Below are 21,780 nucleotides of genomic sequence, written 5' to 3'. Positions count from 1 at the left end.
CGTTAATCTCCTCCCCGATACCCCAGCAGCGGAGCCGGGCGAATGTACCCGGTGTGCCCCCCTGCCGCCGCCAAATTTCCCGACAAGGTGGATCTCGTCGTGACGGAGCGTCGCCAAGCATCAGCCACCCTTCCGGGTGCCAGATGAACGGCTGGAGCTCTCACGCGGGTGCCGGCGGCTGGGACGACGAGCCCGGCTGGCTGTACGAGATCACCTGGGAGTGGCAGCCGGTGCCCGGCCAGCGCTACCCGGGCGACCAGGGACGCCTGCGCGCGGTGCACACCCCGGTGTTCGACCCCACCGTCGATCCGCCCCCCGCCGACCCGCCGTCCTGGACCGACGGCGCGGACAACCGCGACCCGGACGGCGCCGCCGGCCAGCGCGCGGCGGCCGCCCGTGAACAGCCCGCCCGTGCACAGCCCGCGCGTGAACAGCCCGCCTGGAACCGCCCGGTGCCGCACCCCGAGCACATCCGGCCGGTCGACAGCCGGACACCGTTCCGGGACGCGCAGCCGAACCTGCAGGAGGCGCTGGCCAACTACTACGGTCCGCGGATGGCCGAGCGGAGTCCCCGGCCCCCGGCCGCCCCCGCGTCGCCGCCGCCGTCGCGGCCGGGTTCCCCGACACCGTACGTCGGTGGTCCGTACGACGAGGCACGGCCGGGTTCCCCGGCGGGGCGGGGCCAGGCCGGGCCGGGGTCCGCGCCGTACCCCGGGCGGGCCGGGGGACCGCCGGCCCCGCACCGGGCCGGTCCACCGCAGCCTGGCCCATTGCAGCCTGGCCCCTCGCAGCCTGGCCCATTGCAGCCTGGCCCCTCGCAGCTTGGCCCGTCGCAGCCTGGCCCCTCGCAGCTTGGCCCATTGCAGCCCGGCCCGTCGCAGCCTGGCCCGTCGCAGCTTGGCCCCTCGCAGCCTGGCCCGTCGCAGCTTGGCCCCTCGCAGCTTGGCCCGTCGCAGCATGGCCCGCAGCCTGGCCCATTGCAGCCCGGTCCGGGGCAGCCCGGTCCGGGGCAGCAGTCGCGGCCCGGGGCTGGGCGTGCGCCACAGCCGCCGTTGCGGCCGGGTGAGGTGCCGCCGCCGCACGGCGGGTATGCCATGCCGCCGGGCTCCGGGCGGTCCGGTGTTTCCGTACCGCCGGACGCCCGAGTCGGCGGACCCCCGCCCAGCGGCGGCGAGCGGCCCCAGCGCGCGCAGTACCGCGACGCGGGGCCGGACGGTCGCCGTGGCGACGGACCGCCCGGGCACTGGCGCTCCGATCCCGCCGCACAGTCCGGGGGCTCCCGGGAACTTCGACCCACCGGTCCGCACCCGGAGAGTCGGCCGCAGCCGCCGCACCACGACACCCGGCCGTATTCGGGTGCCCCACACCAGGGCAACGCGCCGCGCTCCGGGGTTCCGTACCAGGACAACCGGCCACAGTCCGGGATCCCGCACCAAGGCGTCCCGCCGCAGTCCGGCGTCCCTTACCAGGGCGCTCCGTCCCAGTCTGGCGTCCGTTACCAGGGCGCTCCGCCCCAGTCTGGCGTCCCTTACCAAGGCGCTCCGCCCCAGTCTGGCGTCCCTTACCAAGGCGCTCCGCCGCAGCCGAGCGTCCCTAGTCAAGGTGTCCCCCCGCAGTCGGGTGTCCCCTACCAAGGCGCTCCGCCCCAGCCTGGTGTGCCTAACCAAGGTGCCCCGCCGCAGTCGGGCGTTCCCTACCAAGGCGCCCCGCCCCAGCCCGGCGTCCCCTACCAAGGCACCCCGCCCCAGTCGGGCGTTCCCTACCACGGTGCCCCGCCGCAACACCACGGCGCCGCGCCGGAACCGGGGCACCAGGACGCCTGGCCGCCCGCGGGTGCTGCCCCCCGTCCGGGGCCCGCCCAGTCGCACGGCGCACCGCATCGCGACGCTGGGCGGGCGCCCGGCGCGCGCTGGGAGGAGACGACCGGACAGCGTCCGGCGAACGTCCGGCCCGAAGACCACGCGCGTCCACAGGGGTGGCAGGACGCTCCGCTTCCCCAGGCCAGCCCGCGCGGGCCACGGTCCGGCGTACCGCTGCCCCCGGCCCGGCCCACCGCCGCCCCGCCGCGCGGCGCGCAGCCTCCGCCCGCCCCGCACGGCCCGGGCCCGGATCCCGCTGGGCACCGCCACGCCGCGCAGTCGTACGACAGCCGTGGCCGGGCCTTCGACGACACTCCGCCGTACGGCATGCCGACGGTGCCGAACCCGGCGGCGGGAATTCCGGCCGGGCACCAGCCTGCCGCCGGAACGCCCGGTGGGCCTCCGCCCGGCCCAGCGGCGTACGCCCGGCCGGAGCAGCCACCGCACGCGCCCGGAGCCAGGCCCACGCCGCCCCGCGTGGTTCCGGAGACCGGCCCACCGATGCAGTACCGGCCGGTGCCGCAGGCTCCCTATCCGCCGCAGCCCCGGCATGCGCAGGCGAGCGAGCCGCCGGTGCGGCACGCCATGCCGCCCGAGGCTGACCACACGGTTCCCACTGCACCGGTCACGGCACCCCCTGCAGGACCCGTCACGGCGCCGCCGGCCTCGCCGTCGACCGCCGGACCGGTGGCGCCCGTTTCACCCACGAGCTGGTTCGCGCACCCTCCGCACTCTGAACCGGCGTCGGACGAAGAAAACAGCGACGCATCGGGCGAACCCGACGACGCCCGACCACGGCTCGGCGGTTCCTCCGGCACCGACCCGTATCGGCGCGCCGACGGACCGGTGCCCGCAGACGAAGCGATCGACGTCGGCACCGTGCCGCTCTCCCCGGACGAGGCCGGAATTGGCCGCCGCCCGACCGGCTCACCAACGACCGGCGTCGATCAGGTCATCGATGCTTCCGAACGGGCCACCACGCCATCCGCCGACAACGTTGACAGCGACCCAGCCGACTCGGACGGCGAAACCCGCGGTCTCGGCTGGCTGCTGCAGCTCAACGGGCTGGGGGCGCCGTCGCTGGGGCCACCGGCGACCATCCGGCCGACGCCGGAGTCCACCGAGGACATCTCGGCAGCGCGGGACACGACAGAAGTTACGGCCGTGGCGGCCACGCCGGTCGTCTCCCGGGCCATGCCCGCGCTGGCACCGGACACCGAGCACCCCACCGCAACCGTTCCGGACGCGCAGGGCTCGACGGTGACGGTTTCAGCGGCCCAGCACCCGGCCCCGGCAGCCGCACTCGGCCTCGGAGGCAGCCCAGGTAACCCGGCCGACCCAGGTGACCCGACCGACACCGCAAGCAGCGCAGGCGACCCAGCGGTAATCGCAGCCGGGCCAGCAAACACAGCCAGCGGTCCGACGGACGCGGCAGCCGACGCGGCAAGCACCGCAGCCGACACCGCAACCGAGCCAGCAAGCACCACAAGCGACTCGACGCACACCGCAGCAGGGTCGTCCCGAGACACCTCGGACGAGGTGAGCGCGGCATCCCCTGACGCGGATGCAACCAGCCCGGACACGACCAGCCGAGACCTGAGGGATCCGAACCACTCGCCTTCCGTGGCGGCGTCCGCGCCCGATGACGACGCAGCCTCCACGGACGCCCCACCGCTGCTCGACGCCACCGACCCCGCCAAGGCGACAACCGAGACTGCATCCAGCACGGACACCAACGACGCCATCGACGCCGAACCCGCCGACACCGTGGTGGAGGACGGCCGCACCTCCAAGATCTTTGAAGAGTTCCGGTCAGAAGCTGACCCGAACTCCTCAAGATCCGGAAGTGCTCCCCTTGCGCTCGCGGACGAGGCGAGCGCGGCATCGCCTGACGCAGATCCGACCAGCCCGGACACAACCCGCCCCGGCGCGACCAGCCCCCACACGACCAGCCCCCACACGACCAGCCCCCACACGACCAGCCCCCACACGACCAGCCCCCACACGACCAACCCGGATGCGACCAGCCGAGACCTGAGGGATTCGGGTCACTCGCCTTCCGTATTGACCTCCGCGCCCGAAGACGACGCAACCTCCACAGACGCCCCACCGGTGCTCGACGCCACCGACCCCACCGAGGCGAAAACCGAGACTGCATCCAGCACGGACACCAACGACGCCATCGACGCCGAACCCGCCGACACCGTGGTGGAAGACGGCCGCACCTCCAAGATCTTTGAAGAGTTCCGGTCAGAAGCTGACCCGAACTCCTCAAGATCCGGAAGTGCTCCCCCTGCGCTCGCGGACGAGGTGACAGCCGACACGGCGAGCAAGGTGGACACACTCTCGACAGAGCAAGCGACCGAACCGGCCCCACGGGCCGCGGCCGGCGACGCAACACCCGACCCGGTAGCGAAGACCGCGACCCCCGCGGTCAAGCGCGACGCCCCGGCGCCGTCCGACACCACCACCTCCGCAAGCCCCGAACCCGACCCACCCGCCCCGAAGCCGGAGCCGGAGCCCGGCCCGGCCGTGGCCCCCTGGGGACCAGAGCCCGAGCCCGGACCACCCGCGCCCGAGCCCGAGCCCGGACCACCCGCGCCCGAGCCCGAGCCCGGACCACCCGCGCCCGAGCCCAAGCCCGGACCACCCGCGCCCGAGCCCAAGCCCGGGCCACCCGCGGCAGAGCCCGAGCCCGAGCCCGGACGGGCAGTAGCCCCCTGGGGAGCGGAGCCCGAGCCGGCCGTAGCCCCCTGGGGAGCGGAGCGGACCGTACCCACCGCCCATCCTCCGGTCAGCACCCCCGCCGGGCCGGCGCGTACCCGGACCGAACCCGAGGACGTGCTCTCCGCGTACCCGTGGCGGTTGTGTCCGAAGACGCTGCGCGAGTTGGCCGACGACCCGGACCCGCTGCGGGTCGTGCGGGACCGCCTGACCGACAAGCTTGAGTACGCGGAACGCGCCGCCGTCCGCGCCCGGCTGCTGAGCCTGCGCGCGGTGGCCTCCCGCGCCCTGGGCGACCTGGACCCGGCGCTGGCGGACGCCCGGGAGGCGCTGGACCACGCCGAGGCGACCACCGACCTGCACCTCACCGCGCTCGTCCGGACCCGCCTGGCCGTGGTGCTGCAGTGGCGCGGCGAGTACGCCGAGGCCGACCGCCGGTACGCCGAGGCCGACTCGGCGGAGCTGCCGGACGTGCTGCGGGCGGCCATCGCGGAGCTGGCGGCCCGGTGCCGTTTCGAGCAGGGACGCCACCTGGAGGCGTGCACGCTGTTCGAGCGCGCGCTGGATCTGCGCCGGGTGGAGGACCCGGAGCTGGTCGCGCGGGTGGAGCTGGCCCTGGACGTGGTGCACACCCGGGTTCGGGAGAGCGGTTGGGGTCCGTACGCGCGCACGGCCGAACAGGTCCGGCAGCAGCCGCCCCGGCCGCACCGGGCGCAGGACCACGAGTCGGGCCTGTGGGGGTACGCGGATTCCGACGGCACGCTGGTGGTGCCGCAGCGCTACGCGGACGTGGCGCCGTTCCACGACGGTCTGGCGTGGGTGCGCCTCCCGTCGGGGCGCGCGTGGGAGCTGATCGACACCGCGGGCACGACGGTGATCGACGAGTCGGCCGGGTACCGCGGGGTGGGCCCGTTCGGCGACGGGCTGGCGTGGGTGACCCGGGACGGCACGGGCGGCTGGTTCGCCATCGACTCGCGCAACCGGGTCGTGGTGGAGGGCGGCTTCGACGACGTACGCGCGTTCCGCAACGGGCTGGCCCCGGTGCGCCGCGGCGTCGGCTGGGGTGCGGTGGACCGCGACGGGCGGCTGGTGGTGCAGCCGAAGTACCTGGGGTTCGCGACCGCGCTGGCGGGCGGGCGGCATCTGGACGGCTTCACCGACGAGGGCCTGGCGGTGGTGGACGCGGGCAACCGCAAGGGTGTCGTGGACCGCGGCGGGCGGGAGGTCGTGCCCGCGGTGCACGCGGCCCTGCTGATCCACCCGACGGCGTTCGTGGTCGGTGACCGCGACGGCCGGTGGGGCGCGCTGGACCGCCAGGGCGAGCCGCTGGTCGAGCTGACGCATCCGAACCCGGCGGCGGCGCTGGACGAGGTGGCCCGGCGGCAGGTGGACATCCGGCCCGTTCTGTAAGGGGCGGGTAGGGTCGCAGGAATGGAGTTCCGTCACCTCGGCCGTTCCGGCCTCATGATCAGCGAGATCGCCTACGGCAACTGGATCACTCACGGCTCCCAGGTCGAGGAGGAGGCCGCCGCCGCGTGCGTGCAGGCCGCCCTCGACGTGGGCATCACGACCTTCGACACCGCGGACGTGTACGCGGGCACCCGCGCGGAGGAGGTGCTCGGTCGCGCACTGCAGGGGCAGCGCCGGGAGGGTCTGGAGATCCTCACCAAGGTCTACTGGCCGACCGGCCCGGGGCCGAACGACCGCGGCCTGTCCCGCAAGCACATCATGGAGTCGATCGCCGGTTCGCTGCGCCGCCTGCAGACCGACTACGTCGACGTCTACCAGGCCCACCGCTTCGACTATTCGACTCCGCTGGAGGAGACGATGCAGGCGTTCGCCGACATCGTGCACTCCGGCAAGGCCCTCTACATCGGCGTCTCCGAGTGGAAGGCCGCGGAGATCCGCGCGGGCGCCGAGCTGGCCAAGGAACTGAAGATCCAGCTCGTGTCGAACCAGCCCCAGTACTCGATGCTGTGGCGGGTCATCGAGGCCGAGGTCGTGCCCACCTGTGAGGAGCTGGGTCTGGGCCAGGTGGTCTTCTCCCCGATCGCACAGGGCGTGCTGACCGGCAAGTACCAGCCGGGCCAGCCGCCGCCGGCGGGCTCCCGGGCGACGGACGAGTCCGGCTCCGGGTTCATGCAGCGGCTGCTGACCGACGAGGTGCTGACGACCGTACAGAAGCTGCGGCCGCTGGCCGATCAGGCCGGGTTGTCGATGGCGCAGCTCGCCGTGGCCTGGGTGCTGCAGAACCCGAACGTCTCGGCCGCCATCGTCGGCGCCTCCCGCCCGGAGCAGGTCTACGACAACGCGAAGGCGTCCGGCGTGAAGCTCGACGCGGACCTGCTCAAGGCGATCGACGAGATCCTCGACCCGATCGCCGAGCGCGACCCGGCGCACACCGCCAGCCCGGCCCGGCGCCCCTGACGTGACCGACGTGGTTCTGGGCCGGGCTCAGGTCTCGGCCCAGAACCGCATCCACTCCAGGCCCACGCGTCCGGCGAGATCCGGAATGCCGATGGCGTCGCAGAGCACGCCGACGAATGAGAAGAACCACACGTTGATCTTGGACTGCCACAACAGCACGAAGAGCAGGATGAATCCGTACGGGGCGAACAGGTCGTAGGCGCGCTGGTATTCACGGTTCAGCCAGGGCCGGACGATGTTGCCGCCGTCGAGGCCCGGAACGGGCAGGAAGTTGAGCACGCTCGCGGTCACCTGCAGGAACCCCAGCGCCGCCAGGGCGATCCAGAAGTTGGCGTGCTCGCCGACGAGCTCCCCGCCACTGAAGCCGAGGTCCTGCCCCGCACCCAGCGCGAACGGCACCGCGATGAGCAGCGCGAACAGCACATTGGTGGCCGGGCCGGCGAGGCTGATCAACGATTCGCGGGCCCGGGTACGGACCAGCGAGTGGTCGATCCACACCGCACCGCCGGGCAGGCCGATGCCGCCGAGCACCACCGCGATGATCGGCAGCACGATGGACAGCAGCGGGCTGGTGTACTTCAGCGGGTTGAGCCGCAGGTAGCCACGCTCGGCCACGCCCCGGTCACCGCAGGCGTAGGCGACCGCGGCGTGGGCGTACTCGTGCAGGCACAGCGACAGCAGCCAGCCGGACACGATGAACAGGAAGACGTCGACCCGGACGTTGCCGAAGCCGGTCCACGCCATCCAGCCGCTCACCGCGGTCAGCGCGACGATGCCGACGAAGACGGGACTGGGGACGAACGCGTTGCGCGGCCCCACCGAACTGGGCACGTTCACTCGGCCGGCAGCAGACTCATCTTGTAGTCCTCCCGGTCGTCCTCGACCAGGGTGACGGCGGTGATGCCGGCGCCGGCCAGCTCGCGCCACGCCTGACCGATCCACGACTCGGCGTCCGCCTGGCTGCTGAACGTCTCCACCGGGCCGGCGATCGCCTGCCCGTCGGCGCCCTCGTACCGCCAACTCCACGGCATGCCGCGGCCTCCTCGTGTCTGTCAGCTCGTGTAGATCAGGTTGCCAACCCCCGTCCACCCTACGGCCTCACGGGCGCTGTTCGGGGCCGCCCGCACCCGGACCGGCCGCGGCCTTAAGGTACGGGGCATGTCCGTTGATCGGTGGAACACCGTCCTGGTGCTCGGCGGCATCCGTTCCGGCAAGTCCGCGTTCGCCGAGTCCCTGGTCGCGGACGCGGCGTCGGTCCGCTACATCGCCACGGCCGCCGGGGCGCCGGATGATCCCGAATGGAACGCCCGGATCGAGGCGCATCGGCGCCGCCGACCGGCTTCCTGGTACACCGAGGAGACCGCCACCGACCCCGCCCGGCTGGCCGTGCTGCTGGCGGACGCGAAGCCCGGCGACATGCTGCTCGTCGACGACCTGGGTGGCTGGGTGGCCGCCCTGCTCGACCCGGCCCGCCGCTCGGACCCGGCGGCGCACGAGGACTCAGCCCCGACCGGCACGCCGGTCGCAGCGGCCGGCACCGCGGTTCCGTCGGCCACCGGCGACGTCGTTGCGTCGGCCACCGGCGACGCGGTCGTGGCGCTGGCCGACGCGGTGCGCGAGTGCGAAGCCCGGGTGGTGTTCGTGAGCCCCGAGGTGGGGTTGTCGCTGGTGCCGACGAACCCGGTGGGCCGCGCCTTCACGGACTCCCTCGGCGCCGCGAACCAGGCCGTCGCGGCGGCCTGCGACGCCGTGGTTCTGGTCATCGCGGGCCAGCCGACCTGGCTGAAGCCAACCGGCCCGGAGGTGGCCGCGCTGTCCACGGCCCCGGCCCTCGCCGCAGCCGCCGCCCCGGGAACGACCGCCACCGCACCCACCGCCCCTGCAACGACCGCCACCGCACCCACCGCCCCGGACACGACCGCCACCACGACGCCCGCACCGACCGCACCGACCGCAGCCACGACCCCGTTGCCCGCGCCGACCATCGCGCCGGTCCCCGTCGACGTGGTCACCGCCGAGACGCCGGCCGGATCGGTGCCCGACATCGAACCCGGCATGGACCTGCCGCTGCCCGACAACGACGCCGGCCCGGACGCCCGCGACCGCCTGGAGACCCTGGACCTGCCCGGGTCGGGCCTGGGCGCCCTCGGCGAGGCGGTCGAATTCGCCGCGGCCGCCCAGGGCACCACGGTGCCGCGCCCGTGGGGCCCGGTACGCCTGCTGCTGCTGGCGGGCGAGCACACCGGCGACGCCGCCGCCGGGGCCGACCCGGACGACGCGGACCGCCGGGTCGCCGCGGCGACCGACGGTTCCGGGCCACTGGCCCGGCTGGCCGCCGGGGCGGACGCCGACATCCAGGTCGTCCGGGTGGCGGCCGCAGGGGCCATGGAGGACGGCCCGGTGCTCGACGCCGACGGCGTGGAGGCCGCGCTGCGGCAGGGCTGGGCGCTGGCCGAGCAGGCCGCGGACGACGGCCGGGACGCGCTGGTGCTCGGCGCGTGCGGCACCGGCACGGAGGCCGCCGCGACGGCCGTGATGGCGGCCAGCACCGGCGCCGAGCCGGTCGCCGTGCTGCCGCGGGTCCTGGTGCCGGGCGGCCGGTACGACGACGAGGCGTGGATGCGGCGCTGCGCGGCGGTCCGGGACGCGTTGCACCGGATCCGCCGGGAGCCGCGCGGCGCCCGCGACATCCTGTCCCAGCTCGGCGGCGCCGACGTGGCGGTGGCGACCGGGGTGCTGCTGGGCGCGGCGGCCCGGCGCCTGCCCGTGCTGCTGGACGGCCCGGTCGGCATCGCGGCCGGGCTGGTGGCGCGCGACCTGGCGGCGCAGACCCGGCACTGGTGCCTGCTGGCCGAGGCGGGCACGCTGGCGCTGGTGAAGCAGGGCGCCGACGTGCTGGGCCTGACCCCGGTGCTGCAGCTCGGCCTGGACCTGGGCGAGGGCGCGAACGCGCTGGCCGCCCTGCCGCTGCTGCGCAGCGCGATCGGCCTCACCGAGTCTCTCGGGGTGCATCCGGCCCTGCTGGACTCGCCCGGCGACCCCGGCTGGGAGGACGCCGACTTCGTCGAGCCGGAACCGGACGGTCCCGGCCCGGCGCGCGCCCCCGGTGCGTGACCTCGCGGCGGGCCTGCGGCTGGCGCTCACCACGCTGACCGTCGTGCCGTTGCGTGCGGGCCGGGTGGACCGTGCCGTGGCGGCGGTGGCGATGGCGGCGGCCCCGGCGGTCGGCGCGCTGCTGGGTCTGGCCGTCGCGGCGGTGCTGGCGGGCTTCGAGGCCGCCGGTGCTCCCGCCGGGCTGGCCGCCGTACTGGCCGTGGCCGCCGGGGCGGTGCTCACCCGCGGGCTGCACCTGGACGGGCTGGCCGACACGGTGGACGCGCTGGGCTCGTACCGGTCGGCCGGCGGCGCGCTGGAGATCATGAAGAAGCCGGACATCGGCCCGTTCGGGGTGGCGGCGATCGTGCTGACGCTGCTGGTGCAGGCGAGCGCGCTGACCGGGCTGGGCGCGGGGGCGGTGGTCGCGGCGTGGGCCGCGGGTCGCCTCGCGGTCCCGCTGGCCTGCCGCCGGGGCGTCCCGGCGGCGCGGCCCGAGGGGCTGGGCGCGCTGGTCGCCGGTACCGTGCCGGCACCGGTCGCCGCCGCCGGGGTGGCGCTGGTGGCGGCCGCGTCGATCTGGGCGGTGCCGGGCCGGCCGTGGCAGGGCCCGGCCGCCGTCGCCGCCGCGAGCCTGGCCGCGCTGCTGCTGGTTCGCCACGCGGTACGCCGCTTCGGCGGGGTGACCGGCGACGTCATCGGCGCGGCGGTGGAGACCGCGGCGAGTGTCGCCCTGATCGGCCTAGTGCTGGCCTGACTCGTACTCCTTGACCAGCCGCTTCGGTGCGGTACGCCGCCACGCCTCCACGACGACCTGGTGCAGTTCCTCGGGATCGGCGCTGGCCAGGTCGACCCGTACCCAGCCGTAGCGCCCGACGTAGTCGGCGACCGCGTACGTCTGCGGCGCGCCCGCGATCAGCTCGGCCTGCTCCTCCCGCGTCGCCTTGACCGACATCGTGGGTGAGTCCGGCGCGCCCCCGGCGATCATCTTGTCGCCGACCCGCAGGGTCGGGTGCCCCCACTGCTCGACCATGACCTCGCGGGTGCCCGGCAGCGCCAGCACCCACTCGCGCACCTGCGCGTAGGTGACCGCCATCAGCGCACCGACGTCTGCACGAACGGTGGTTTCACGACCCGGGCCTGCGTCCGGCGGCCCCGGATGTCCACCTCGACGACGTCGCCGTCGCTCAGCCCGGCGGCCGTGTCGAGCAGGGCCAGCGCGACGCCGACCTTCTTCGTGGGCGAGAACGTGCCGCTGGTGGTCTCGCCGATCAGCTGGTCACCGGCGTACACCTGCATGTGGCCGCGGGGGATGCCGCGGCCGACCAGTTCCAGGCCGCGCAGGCTCCGGCGCGGCCCACCGGACTTCTCCGCCAGCAGCGCGTCGCGGCCCCAGAAGGCGGGCTTGGACCAGCCGACCGCCCATCCGGCGCGGGCCTGCACCGGGCTGATCTCCAGGGACAGGTCCTGGCCGTGCAGCGGGTAGCCCATCTCGGTACGCAGTGTGTCGCGCGCGCCCAGCCCGCAGGGCTGCACCCCCGCGTCGATCAGCGCGTCCCAGGTCGCGCCCGCCTTGTCCCACGGGATGACCAGCTCATAGCCGTGTTCGCCGGTGTAGCCGGTGCGGCACACCACGATCTCCGGCGACGCCTGGAACGACATGTACTCCAGGTCGGTGGGCAGGCCGAGCTTGGTCAGCACGTCGACCGATCCCGGTCCCTGGACGGCGAGGATCGCGTACTTGCGGTGCTCGTCGGTGACCGTGATCCCGGCCGGGGCCGCCGCCGCGAGGCGGCGCACCACCTCGGCGGTGTTGGCGGCATTCGGCACCAGGAAGACGTCGTCCGGGCCGTACAGGTAAGCGATCAGGTCGTCGACCACGCCGCCGTTGTCGTCGCAGCACATCGTGTACTGCGCCTTGCCCGCGGCGATGCGGTCGAGGTCGTTGGTGAGGCAGGAGTTGACGAAGTCCGCTGCGCCCGGGCCCAGCACCGCGGCCTTGCCCAGGTGTGAGACGTCGAAGACGCCGACCCCGGTACGCACCGCGGTGTGCTCCTTGATCACCCCACCGCCCGCGTACTCCAACGGCATTTCCCAGCCGCCGAAGGCGGCGAACTTGGCGCCGAGCGCGACGTGGCGCTCGTGCAGGGGCGAACGCGACAGCGTGCCAGCGACCTCGGTGGACATAGGGGTCAACTTACCGCGCGCCGCGCCGCCCCGATCGACGTGATCCCGCCCGTTCGCACGACGGGGCCGCCAGTGTCGTTAGAGTCGGCGAGACACCACCGCCGAGCGGCGCGACCCGCGCCGGTCGGGCCATGCCGCCGGAGGCACCCAGGAGGTGCGCTCCGGCCCCGGACCTCCGCGGAGATCTCGAGTGACGCAGTCCGCCCCCTCTCTCAGCCTGGTCGATACCGACCCCGCCGAGCTGGCCGTCGATGCGATCGTCATCGGCCTGCACAGTCAGCCCGACGAGGGCGGTGCCGTGCTGCCCGCCGCCGGCGCCGAGAGCATCGCCGCGGCGTTCGACGGCAAGCTGACCGCCACCCTGGCGCTGCTCGGCGCGACCGGTGCGCCGGGTGAGGTCACCAAGCTGGCCACCCTGGGCACGGTGTCCGCGCCGCTGCTGGTGGCGGTCGGCCTCGGCGACGAGCCGTCCGGCGCGGCGCCCGACCCCGAGACGCTGCGCCGGGGCACCGGCGCCGCGGTGCGCGCCCTCGCGGGCAGCGCCACGGTCGCGCTGGCGCTGCCCCTGCCGGACAACGCCGAGGCGCCGGGCGTGCTGCGGGCCATCCTGGAGGGTGCGCTGCTGGGCGGGTACCGGTTCGCGGGCTACAAGACCAAGCCGCAGCCGGGCCGCCGCGAGCCGGTGGCGGCCCTGCAGGTGTACGTGCCGGACGCCGCCGACGCGGCCGCCCAGGCCGAGGTGGAGCGCGCCGCGATCGTGGCCCGCGCGGTGCGCCAGACCCGCGACTGGGTGAACCAGGCCCCGAACGAGCTGCGCCCGCCGCAGTTCGCCGACGCCGTCGCGGCGGCCGCGCAGGGCACCGGCCTGTCGGTGGAGGTGCTGGACTTCGAGGCGCTCAAGGCCGGCGGCTACGGCGGCATCGTGGCGGTCGGCCAGGGTTCGGAGGCGCCGCCGCGGCTGGTGAAGCTGAGCTACACCCCCGAGGGCGTGACCGACCCGAAGCGGGTGGCGCTGGTCGGCAAGGGCATCACGTTCGACACGGGCGGCATCAGCATCAAGCCCGCCGCGGGCATGTGGGAGATGAAGTCCGACATGGCGGGCGCCGCCGCGGTCGGCGCGGTCCTGCTGGCGGTGGCCGCGCTCAAGCCGAACGTCGCGGTCACCGGCTACCTGGCCATCGCGGAGAACATGCCTTCGGGTACGGCGTACCGGCCCGGTGACGTCATCACGATGTTCAACGGCAAGCGGGTGGAGGTGCTCAACACCGACGCCGAGGGCCGGATGGTGCTGGCCGACGCGATCGCCCGGGCCTGCGCCGACGGCACCGACTACCTGTTCGAGACGTCCACCCTCACCGGCGGCCAGGTGGTGTCGCTGGGCAAGAAGATCTCGGGCGTGATGGGCGACGCGGACACCTGCGAACGGGTCAGGGCCGCCGGTACTGCGGTCGGCGAGCCGGCGTGGCCGATGCCGCTGCCGGACGACGTCCGCAAGGGCATGGAGTCGGACGTGGCAGACATCTGCCAGACGAACGCGAGCATGGACCGCGCCGGGCACATGCTGCAGGGCGGGGTGTTCCTGCGGGAGTTCGTGGCCGACGGGGTGGCGTGGGCGCACCTCGACATCGCGGGCCCGTCGTTCCACACGGGCGAGGCCACCGGCTACTGGACGAAGGGCGGCACCGGCGTCCCGGTCCGCACCCTGCTGGCCCTCGTCGACGACATCGCCGCCAACGGCTGAGCTGGCTGGCTCCGCTTCGCTCCGCGGGCGATCGCCTGATACACCGCTGACTCGGGGGTTCTGCCGACTGCACACACCGCAGTCGGCAGAACCCCCGAGTCACCGGCGGCGATCGCCGGTCTGGCTCAGCTCAGGCGGGGCGGCGCTTTTGGCGCGCGTTGTAGTCGCGCATTCGCTGGGGGTACCCCAACAGCCTCACGTCGTAGATCGGCAGGGAGAGCTGGTGCGCGAAGCGGCGGGCGACCTCGGGTGAGTCGATGCGCCGCCGGGTCCATTCGCCGTCGTGTGCCACGAGCAACACCGTGGTCTCGGTCACCGTGGTGCGGGGCTCGATGAACGCCTCGACGCCCCGACGGGATCGGACAAACTCCGCGAGATGCTCCAGATCGGCACGATCCACCGGTCGACCGAAGCGTCGCTGCGGCTCTCTGCGCCGCCGAAACCAGGCCACCGGGCACTCCTCACGGTCGATTGCGGAAAGGGTACGTCGCCACCGGGTGTCGTTGGGCACCTGACTGCATCGATCGGCGTAGCAAGTGACAAGATGACCTGGACGACTTGTGACCGTTTCCATAGTGAGATCCACGTGGTGACGACGCGACCTTGGAGTTGACGTGAGCCAGCCGAACACCTTCGACATCGTGATTCTCGGCGCCGGCAGCGGTGGCTATGCGTGCGCGCTGCGCGCCGCCCAGCTCGGCCTGACGGTCGCCCTCATCGAGAAGGCCGAGGTCGGCGGCACCTGCCTGCACCGCGGCTGCATCCCGACGAAGGCGCTGCTGCACGCGGGCGAGGTCGCGGACCAGACCCGCGAGAGCGAGCAGTTCGGGGTCAAGGCCGACCTGGTCGGCATCGACATGGCCGGGGTGAACGCGTACAAGGACGGCGTCGTCTCCCGGCTGTACAAGGGCCTGCAGGGCCTGCTCAAGCAGCCGAGCATCACGCACGTGGCGGGCGCCGGCAAGCTGGTCGCCACGGACACCGTCGAGGTCGACGGGAAGCGCTACACCGGCCGCAACATCGTGCTCGCCACGGGGTCGTACTCGCGCAGCCTGCCCGGCCTGGAGATCGACGGCCGCCGGGTGATCGCCAGCGAGCACGCGCTGCGCCTCGACCACGTGCCCGCCTCGGCGATCGTGCTGGGCGGCGGCGTCATCGGCTGCGAGTTCGCCAGCGCCTGGAAGTCCTTCGGCGTGGACGTGACCATTGTGGAGGCCCTGCCCCGCCTGGTCGCCGCCGAGGACGAGGAGATCTCCAAGGCGGTCGAGCGCGCGTTCCGCAAGCGCGGCATCGCCTTCAAGACCGGCAAGCCGTTCGAGAAGGTCGAGCACACCGAGAACGGCGTGCGCGCCACGATCGCGGGCGGCGAGACCATCGAGGCCGAGCTGCTGCTGGTCGCGGTCGGCCGTGGCCCGACGACCCAGGACCTCGGGTACGAGCAGCAGGGCATCACGCTGGACCGCGGCTTCGTCATCACCAACGAGCGGCTGCACACCGGCGTCGGCAACATCTACGCGGTCGGCGACATCGTCCCCGGCCTGCAGCTGGCACACCGCGGCTTCCAGCAGGGCATCTTCGTCGCCGAGGAGATCGCGGGCAAGAACCCGGCGGTCATCGACGAGAACGGCATCCCCCGCGTCACGTACTCCGACCCGGAGGTCGCGTCGGTCGGCATCACCGAGGCCAAGGCCAAGGAGCAGTACGGCGCGGACAAGGTGTCGACGTACAACTACAACCTCGGCGGCAACGGCAAGAGCCAGATCCTCAAGACCGCGGGCTTCATCAAGCTGGTCCGGGTCAACGACGGCCCCGTCGTGGGCGTCCACATGGTCGGTGCACGGGTCGGCGAACTCATCGGCGAGGCGCAGCTGATCTTCAACTGGGAGGCGTACCCGGACGAGGTGGCCCAGCTCGTGCACGCCCACCCCACGCAGAACGAGGCGCTCGGCGAGGCGCACCTCGCGCTGGCGGGCAAGCCGCTGCACGCGCACGCCTGAGCCCCGCCCATCCACTACCGCAGGCCCTAAGGAGTTCGAAGAGATGCCGGTATCGGTCACCATGCCGCGGCTGGGTGAGAGTGTCACCGAGGGCACCGTCACCCGCTGGCTCAAGCAGGAGGGTGAGCGGGTCGAGGCGGACGAGCCGCTGCTGGAGGTCTCCACCGACAAGGTCGACACCGAGATCCCGTCGCCCGCCGCGGGGGTCCTGTCGCGCATCGTCGTCGGCGAGGACGAGACCGCCGAGGTGGGCAGCGAGCTCGCGGTGATCGCGGGCGACGGCGAGACCCCCGCCCAGCAGGCCCCCGCCCAGCAGGCCCCCGCCCAGCAGGCCCCGGCCCAGCAGGCGCCCGCCCAGCCGGCTCCGCAGGCCGAGCCCGAGCCCGCCGCGCCGACCACCCCGTCCACCGAGACGCCGGTGGGTCAGGAGGCCCCGGCGCCGCAGACCGCGGCGCCGACCAGCGGCGACGGCACGGCCGTGAAGATGCCCGCCCTGGGCGAGAGCGTCACCGAGGGTACGGTCACCCGCTGGCTCAAGCAGGTCGGCGACGCCGTCGAGGTCGACGAGCCGCTGCTGGAGGTCTCCACGGACAAGGTGGACACCGAGATCCCGTCGCCGGTCGCCGGCACCCTGCTGGAGATCAAGGTGCCCGAGGACGAGACCGCCGACGTCGGCGCGGTGCTGGCCGTGGTGGGCACCCCGGGCAGCGCCCCGGCGGCCCCACCCGCACCCGACCCGGCCCCGTCCGCTCCGGCGCCCCAGGCCGCCGCCCCGGCCCCGGCCCGCCCGGCGGCTCCGGCGCAGCCCGAGCCGCCGTTGGTCGAGTCCGCCCCGGCGCCGGCCGCCCGGCCCGCCGAGCAGGCGGCCCCGGCGGCCGCAGCCCCGGCCCCCGCAGCCGCCCCGGCCCCCGCAGCCCCGGCCACCGAGACGGTCAAGGCGAACGGCGCCGGCGACGCCGGTTACGTGACCCCGCTGGTCCGCAAGCTGGCCGCCGACAAGGGTGTCGACCTCGCCACCCTCACCGGCACCGGGGTCGGCGGCCGCATCCGCAAGCAGGACGTCCTGGAGGCGGCCGAGAAGAAGGCGGTCCCCGCCCCGGCCCAGCCGTCGCGTCCGGCGGCCGCTGCCACGCCGAAGCCGGCCCCGAGCCCGCTGCGCGGCCGTACCGAGAAGCTGACCCGCATCCGCGCCACCATCGCCCGGCGCATGGTGGAGTCCCTGCAGGTCTCGGCGCAGCTCACCACGGTCGTCGAGGTCGACGTCACGAAGATCGCCCAGCTGCGCTCCCGCGCCAAGAACGACTTCTTCGCCAAGCACGGGGTGAAGCTGTCGTTCATGCCGTTCTTCGCCTTGGCGGCGGTCGAGGCGCTGCGCGCCCACCCGGTCGTCAACGCGTCGATCGACCAGGAGGCCGGGACGGTCACCTACCACGACGGCGAGCACCTGGCCATCGCGGTGGACACGGAGAAGGGCCTGGTCGTGCCGGTCATCCGCGACGCGGGCGACCTCAACCTCGCCGGGCTCGCCAAGCGGATCGCCGACGTGGCCGAGCGCACCCGGGCCAACCGGATCAGCCCCGACGAGCTGTCCGGCGGGACCTTCACGCTGACCAACACCGGCAGCCGGGGCGCCCTGTTCGACACCCCGATCATCAACCAGCCGCAGGTCGGCATCCTGGGCACGGGCGCGGTCGTCAAGCGGGCCGTGGTCCTCGACGACCCGGACCTCGGCGAGGTGATCGTGCCCCGGTCGATGGTGTACCTGGCCCTGTCGTACGACCACCGGCTCGTCGACGGCGCCGACGCCGCCCGGTTCCTGGTCACCCTCAAGGACCGGCTGGAGGCCGGGCAGTTCGAGGGCGATCTCGGGCTGAGCTGACCCGTACGCCTCGTGGGCGCGCCGGCACCCGCCGGCGCGCCCACGTGCGTTCACCGGTCGCCCACGGGGGGACACCTGTGCACCCGAACGGCACAGCGGGCAATGATGGGGCCATGCGGATCCTCATGGCCGGCGCGTCCGGCTTTCTCGGCACCGCCCTTGCCGAACGGCTACGCGCCGCCGGCCACGACATCACCCGACTGGTCCGCCGCGAGCCCCAGCGGCCCGGCGAGGCGTTCTGGCAGCCGTCCACGGGGCAGCTCGATCCGGTCCGCGTCGCCGGCACCGACGCGGTGATCAACCTGGCCGGGGCCGGTGTCGCCGACAAACGCTGGACCGCGGCCTACCGGAACCTGATCCGGTCCAGCCGGGTGGACAGCGCCGGCACCCTGGCCCGGGTGATCAGCCAGCTGCCCGCCGCCGACCGCCCCCGCGTCCTGCTGCAGGGTTCCGCGGTCGGCTGGTACGGCGACACCGGCGACCAGGAGGTCACCGAGGAGGCACCCGCGGGCACCGGGTTCCTCGCCGACGTGTGCCGGGTATGGGAGGCCGCCGCCCGCCCGGCCGAGGACGCCGGCACCCGGGTGGTGCTGCTGCGCACCGGCATGCCGCTGGACGCCAGTGGCGGCCTGCTCAAGCCGCAGCTGTTGCCGTTCCGGCTGGGCATCGGCGGCCGGCTCGGCGGCGGCCGGCAGTGGGTGCCGTGGATGTCCCTGGCCGACTGGCTGGACGCGATCGAGGTGCTGCTGGAGCGCAGCGACCTCGCCGGTCCGGTCAACGTCGTCGGCCCCGAGCCGGTGACCAACGCCGCCTTCACCGCCGCGTTCGGCCGGGTGCTGCACCGGCCGACGATCATGCAGGTCCCCGGCGTGGCGCTGCGGGTGGCGCTCGGTGGGCTCGCCGACGAGGCGCTGCGCAGCCAGCGGGTCCTGCCCGGGGTGCTGCGCCGGGCCGGCTTCACCTGGCAGCACCCGACCGTCGACTCCGCCCTGCAGGCCGCGCTGACCCCGGCCCCGGCCACGGCCCGCTGACGGGCCGCGACCGAGACCGCCGAGGGGCGCCGAGGGGCACCGATCCAGGCCGGCTGGCGGCCGCGAGCCACAGGGGCTGCCAGCCGCGACCCAGGGGCTGCCAGCCGCGACCCAGGCCGGCGGCCGGCCCCGATGCGGGCCGGCGGCCGGCCGCGATTCGCGCTGGCTGCGGGCTCTGACGGCTTCCGCTTGCTACCGTGCGGCTCGTGACCGTCGCCACCGCCCCCGCCGACCCGCCGGTCGCGCGGGCCGACGCGTCCCGGGGCCGCCGGGCCTGGGCCGCTCACCTGCTGGTGGCCTCGACCGCCCTGCTGCTCGCCCTCTGGGTGACCGGGGGCCTGTGGGCCTCCCCCACCACCCGGACCATCGCCGCGAACCCCGGCGACCAGGCCTTCTTCGAAGGACTTCTCGGGTACGGGGTGCACCTGCTGCGGCACGGCGGCGACCCGTTCTTCACCGACCTGCTGAACGCCCCGCTCGGGGTGAACCTCGCGGCGAACACCTCCATCACCGCGTACATCCTGCTGTTCGCGCCGCTCACGATGCTGGCCGGGCCGCAGGTCAGCTACGTGACCATCCTGACCCTCAACCTCGCGTGCTCCGCCTTCGCGTGGTACCTGTTCCTGCACCGCCACCTCGTGCGGCACCGGGCCGCCGCCGCCCTGGGCGGGCTGTTCTGCGGCTTCGCGCCGGGCTTGGTCTCGCACGCCAACGGCCATCTGAACTGGACCGCCGGGTGGATCGCCCCGCTGCTGCTGTGGCGGGTGCTCACGCTGCGCGAGCCGGGCCGGTGGCTGCGCAACGGCGCCATCCTCGGCGCGGTGGTCGCGCTCTGCTTCTCGATCGCCGCGGAGGGACTGTTCTTCACCGCCCTCGCCAGCGGGGTGTTCATCGGAGCCTGGGCCGCCGCGCCGGCCACCCGGGCGCAGGCGCGGGCCGCCGCCCCCACCGTGCTGGCCGCCCTCGGCGTAACCGCCGCGGTGGCGGGCGCCCTGCTGGCTTACCCGCTGTACATGCACTTCGCCGGACCGCAGACGTTCTCCGGTACGGGCTTCGACCAGCGCGAGTTCTCCGAGGACGCCGCCGCGTACCTGGCCTACCCCAGCCGGTCGGTGGCGGGCTGGGCCGGGCTGGACCGCGCGGATCTGGCGTCGAATCCGACCGAGCAGGCGTCGTTCTTCGGGCTGCCGCTGATCGTGCTGGCCGGTTTCGCGACCGTCACCCTGTGGCGGCACGCGGACGCCGGCCGCCGGGCCACCCTGCGTGCCCTGCTGATCGTGGGCGCGGTGTTCACGGTGTTGTCGTGGGGGCCCCGGCTGCGGGTGCTCGACGACGAGACGCACCTCCCGCTGCCGTACGCGACGCTGGCCCGCCTGCCGCTGTTCGACTCGGCACTGCCCACCCGGTACGCGCTGGTCGTCGCGGGGGTCCTGGGCATCCTGCTGGCCCTGGCCGCGGAGTGGGTGCTCAGCACGGCCGGGCCGCGCAGCCGCGCCGCCTGGGCCGCCGCGTTCACCTTCGCGCTGCTGCCCCTGCTGCCCCTGCCGGTGCTCACCGCCGAACGGGCGCCGGAGCCCCGGTTCATCGCCGACGGCACCTGGCGGGAGTACGTGCCCGACGGCGGGGTGCTCAGCGCGCTGCCGTTCGCCACGAACCCGGGCCCGGACGCGCAGCGCTGGCAGGCGTACACGCTGGCGCGCGGCGGGCCGGTGTTCCGGATCCCGGGCGGCTACTTCCTGGGGCCCGGCGGCCCGGACGGCAAGGGCCAGATCGGCACCCCGCTGCTGCCCACGGACGTGCTGCTGCAGCAGGCCGCCCACTACGGCTACCTGCCGCCGATCACCGACGCGGAACGCGAGCAGGCCCGGCGCGACTTCGCGTACTGGAACCTCCAGGCGGTGTTCCTCGCCGACCGGGTCATCGGCTCTCAGGGGCTGCTGTTCCACACGACGCTGGAGCAGACCACGACCGCCCTGCTGGGGCCGCCGGAACGAGTCGACGACGTGCTGGTGTGGCGCATCCGTCCCGGGGTGGATCCGGTCACGCCCGGCGGCTGACGCGGCCCCCGAGCGCGCCGGACTACGCTGCAACGGTGACGACTTCTACGCTCGCGGTGCTGCGCCCCGGCCTGGTCGACTACCAGGTGGCGTGGGACGAGCAGCGCCGCCTGCACGACGACGTGGTGGCCGGTGCCCGCCCGGACACCATCCTGCTGCTGGAACACCCGAGCGTGTTCACGGCCGGCAAGCGCACGGAGCCGCAGGACCGGCCGCTGGACGGCACCCCGGTGGTGGACGTCGACCGGGGCGGCCGGATCACCTGGCACGGCCCGGGCCAGCTGGTCGGCTACCCGATCGTCAAGCTGCCCGACCCGGTCGACGTGGTGGCGTACGTGCGGCGCACCGAGCAGCTGCTCATCGACGTGTGCGCCGACTTCGGCGTCGTCGTGGAGCGGATCGAGGGGCGCAGCGGCGCGTGGGTGCGCGCCGACGAGCGTGGCCCGGACCGCAAGGTCGCGGCGATCGGCATCCGGGTCTCGCGCGGCGTCACCCAGCACGGTTTCGCCCTCAACTGCGACTGCGACCTGTCGAACTTCGACCGTTTCGTGCCGTGCGGCATCCGCGACGCCGGGGTCACGTCGCTCAGCGTCGAACTCGGCCGTCCGGTGCCGGTCGCCGAAGTTCTCCCGGTCGTCGAACGCCACCTCCCGACGCTGCTGGCCTGAGCGCGCACCGCCCGCTGGTGTGCCGCCCGAGCGAATCCGGCGGCACACCAAACGACGCGTCATGGCGCCAGGCCGCCACGCGGTCTGGCGGGCGCGCGATCAGGGCGGGCGCGCGAT

16 protein-coding genes are annotated in these 21,780 nt (G+C 74.3%); 10 read left to right on the top strand and 6 right to left on the bottom strand.

The annotated features are described in order from the left end of the window. Window positions 1–2 precede the first annotated feature (2 nt). On the bottom strand, window positions 3–959 hold the full coding sequence (locus EV385_RS36155) for a pentapeptide repeat-containing protein (protein WP_130513513.1): 957 nt from the start codon (window positions 957–959) through the stop codon (window positions 3–5). Window positions 960–3,971: 3,012 nt separating this feature from the next. On the opposite strand from EV385_RS36155, the gene EV385_RS33995 reads away from it, so the two are divergent. Together EV385_RS33995 and EV385_RS23455 are read left to right on the top strand one after the other, a co-directional pair. Continuing rightward, on the top strand, window positions 3,972–5,993 hold the full coding sequence (locus tag EV385_RS33995; RefSeq protein WP_165449567.1) for a WG repeat-containing protein: 2,022 nt from the start codon (window positions 3,972–3,974) through the stop codon (window positions 5,991–5,993). Between the two features lie 21 nt (window positions 5,994–6,014). Then, a complete protein-coding gene (locus EV385_RS23455) occupies window positions 6,015–7,010 on the top strand; it encodes an aldo/keto reductase family protein (RefSeq protein WP_130511409.1) in 996 nt (331 codons plus the stop codon). 27 nt (window positions 7,011–7,037) lie between these two features. On the opposite strand, the gene EV385_RS23450 is transcribed toward EV385_RS23455, so the two are convergent. Beyond that, window positions 7,038–7,847 carry a site-2 protease family protein gene (locus tag EV385_RS23450; RefSeq protein WP_130511408.1) on the bottom strand — a complete coding sequence of 270 codons (810 nt, stop codon included), beginning with the start codon at window positions 7,845–7,847 and terminating at the stop codon, window positions 7,038–7,040. After that, a complete protein-coding gene (locus EV385_RS23445) occupies window positions 7,844–8,041 on the bottom strand; it encodes a hypothetical protein (protein WP_130511407.1) in 198 nt (65 codons plus the stop codon). Before EV385_RS23445 ends, EV385_RS23450 begins: the two co-directional genes overlap by 4 nt. Before the next feature lie 127 nt (window positions 8,042–8,168). Between EV385_RS23445 and EV385_RS23440 the strand changes: the two genes are divergently transcribed. After that, entirely contained in the window at window positions 8,169–10,124 is a 1,956-nt protein-coding gene (locus EV385_RS23440) for a bifunctional adenosylcobinamide kinase/adenosylcobinamide-phosphate guanylyltransferase (protein WP_130511406.1), read from the top strand. Continuing rightward, window positions 10,117–10,860, top strand: coding sequence for an adenosylcobinamide-GDP ribazoletransferase (locus EV385_RS23435; RefSeq protein WP_130511405.1), 744 nt, complete (start codon window positions 10,117–10,119; stop codon window positions 10,858–10,860). Before EV385_RS23440 ends, EV385_RS23435 begins: the two co-directional genes overlap by 8 nt. Here EV385_RS23435 and EV385_RS23430 read toward each other — a convergent pair. After that, window positions 10,846–11,199: an MmcQ/YjbR family DNA-binding protein gene (locus EV385_RS23430; RefSeq protein WP_130511404.1), complete on the bottom strand. Its 354-nt coding sequence runs from the start codon at window positions 11,197–11,199 to the stop codon at window positions 10,846–10,848. The genes EV385_RS23435 and EV385_RS23430 overlap by 15 nt on opposite strands. Further along, complete coding sequence (gene gcvT / locus EV385_RS23425; protein ID WP_130511403.1) at window positions 11,199–12,290, bottom strand: glycine cleavage system aminomethyltransferase GcvT; 1,092 nt, start codon at window positions 12,288–12,290, stop codon at window positions 11,199–11,201. The genes EV385_RS23430 and gcvT overlap by 1 nt, the downstream gene beginning before the upstream one ends. A 190-nt stretch (window positions 12,291–12,480) precedes the next feature. Between gcvT and EV385_RS23420 the strand changes: the two genes are divergently transcribed. Next, entirely contained in the window at window positions 12,481–14,031 is a 1,551-nt protein-coding gene (locus tag EV385_RS23420; protein WP_130511402.1) for a leucyl aminopeptidase, read from the top strand. 130 nt (window positions 14,032–14,161) lie between these two features. On the opposite strand, the gene EV385_RS23415 is transcribed toward EV385_RS23420, so the two are convergent. Then, entirely contained in the window at window positions 14,162–14,482 is a 321-nt protein-coding gene (locus EV385_RS23415) for a hypothetical protein (protein WP_130511401.1), read from the bottom strand. A 163-nt stretch (window positions 14,483–14,645) separates the two neighbouring features. Here EV385_RS23415 and lpdA point away from each other — a divergent pair, with 163 nt between their 5' ends. From lpdA to lipB, 5 genes are all read left to right on the top strand, one after another. Then, entirely contained in the window at window positions 14,646–16,028 is a 1,383-nt protein-coding gene (gene lpdA, locus EV385_RS23410; protein WP_130511400.1) for a dihydrolipoyl dehydrogenase, read from the top strand. Window positions 16,029–16,071: 43 nt separating this feature from the next. Then, window positions 16,072–17,907, top strand: a complete 1,836-nt coding sequence (gene sucB, locus EV385_RS23405) for a 2-oxoglutarate dehydrogenase, E2 component, dihydrolipoamide succinyltransferase (RefSeq protein ID WP_130511399.1) — start codon at window positions 16,072–16,074, stop codon at window positions 17,905–17,907. Window positions 17,908–18,020: 113 nt separating this feature from the next. Next, window positions 18,021–18,938: a TIGR01777 family oxidoreductase gene (locus EV385_RS23400; protein WP_130511398.1), complete on the top strand. Its 918-nt coding sequence runs from the start codon at window positions 18,021–18,023 to the stop codon at window positions 18,936–18,938. A gap of 206 nt (window positions 18,939–19,144) precedes the next feature. After that, complete coding sequence (locus EV385_RS23395) at window positions 19,145–20,995, top strand: DUF6311 domain-containing protein (protein WP_165449566.1); 1,851 nt, start codon at window positions 19,145–19,147, stop codon at window positions 20,993–20,995. A gap of 35 nt (window positions 20,996–21,030) precedes the next feature. After that, window positions 21,031–21,663 carry a lipoyl(octanoyl) transferase LipB gene (lipB, locus tag EV385_RS23390; protein WP_130511397.1) on the top strand — a complete coding sequence of 211 codons (633 nt, stop codon included), beginning with the start codon at window positions 21,031–21,033 and terminating at the stop codon, window positions 21,661–21,663. Window positions 21,664–21,780 lie beyond the last annotated feature (117 nt).

Source organism: Krasilnikovia cinnamomea, assembly GCF_004217545.1.
In the GTDB taxonomy this organism is placed as follows: domain Bacteria; phylum Actinomycetota; class Actinomycetes; order Mycobacteriales; family Micromonosporaceae; genus Actinoplanes; species Actinoplanes cinnamomeus.
Note: the sequence above shows the minus strand (reverse complement) of the source record. Positions and strands in the feature narration are given on the sequence as shown.

Excerpts from the sequence above, each read along its gene's own strand:
- EV385_RS36155 (WP_130513513.1), bottom strand. The coding sequence starts at position 959 with ATGCTGCGACGGGCCAAGCTGCGAGGGGCCAAGCTGCGACGGGCCAGG.
- EV385_RS23455 (WP_130511409.1), top strand. The coding sequence starts at position 6,015 with ATGGAGTTCCGTCACCTCGGCCGTTCCGGCCTCATGATCAGCGAGATC.
- EV385_RS23445 (WP_130511407.1), bottom strand. The coding sequence starts at position 8,041 with ATGCCGTGGAGTTGGCGGTACGAGGGCGCCGACGGGCAGGCGATCGCC.
- EV385_RS23440 (WP_130511406.1), top strand. The coding sequence starts at position 8,169 with ATGTCCGTTGATCGGTGGAACACCGTCCTGGTGCTCGGCGGCATCCGT.
- EV385_RS23430 (WP_130511404.1), bottom strand. The coding sequence starts at position 11,199 with ATGGCGGTCACCTACGCGCAGGTGCGCGAGTGGGTGCTGGCGCTGCCG.
- gcvT (WP_130511403.1), bottom strand. The coding sequence starts at position 12,290 with ATGTCCACCGAGGTCGCTGGCACGCTGTCGCGTTCGCCCCTGCACGAG.
- sucB (WP_130511399.1), top strand. The coding sequence starts at position 16,072 with ATGCCGGTATCGGTCACCATGCCGCGGCTGGGTGAGAGTGTCACCGAG.
- EV385_RS23400 (WP_130511398.1), top strand. The coding sequence starts at position 18,021 with ATGCGGATCCTCATGGCCGGCGCGTCCGGCTTTCTCGGCACCGCCCTT.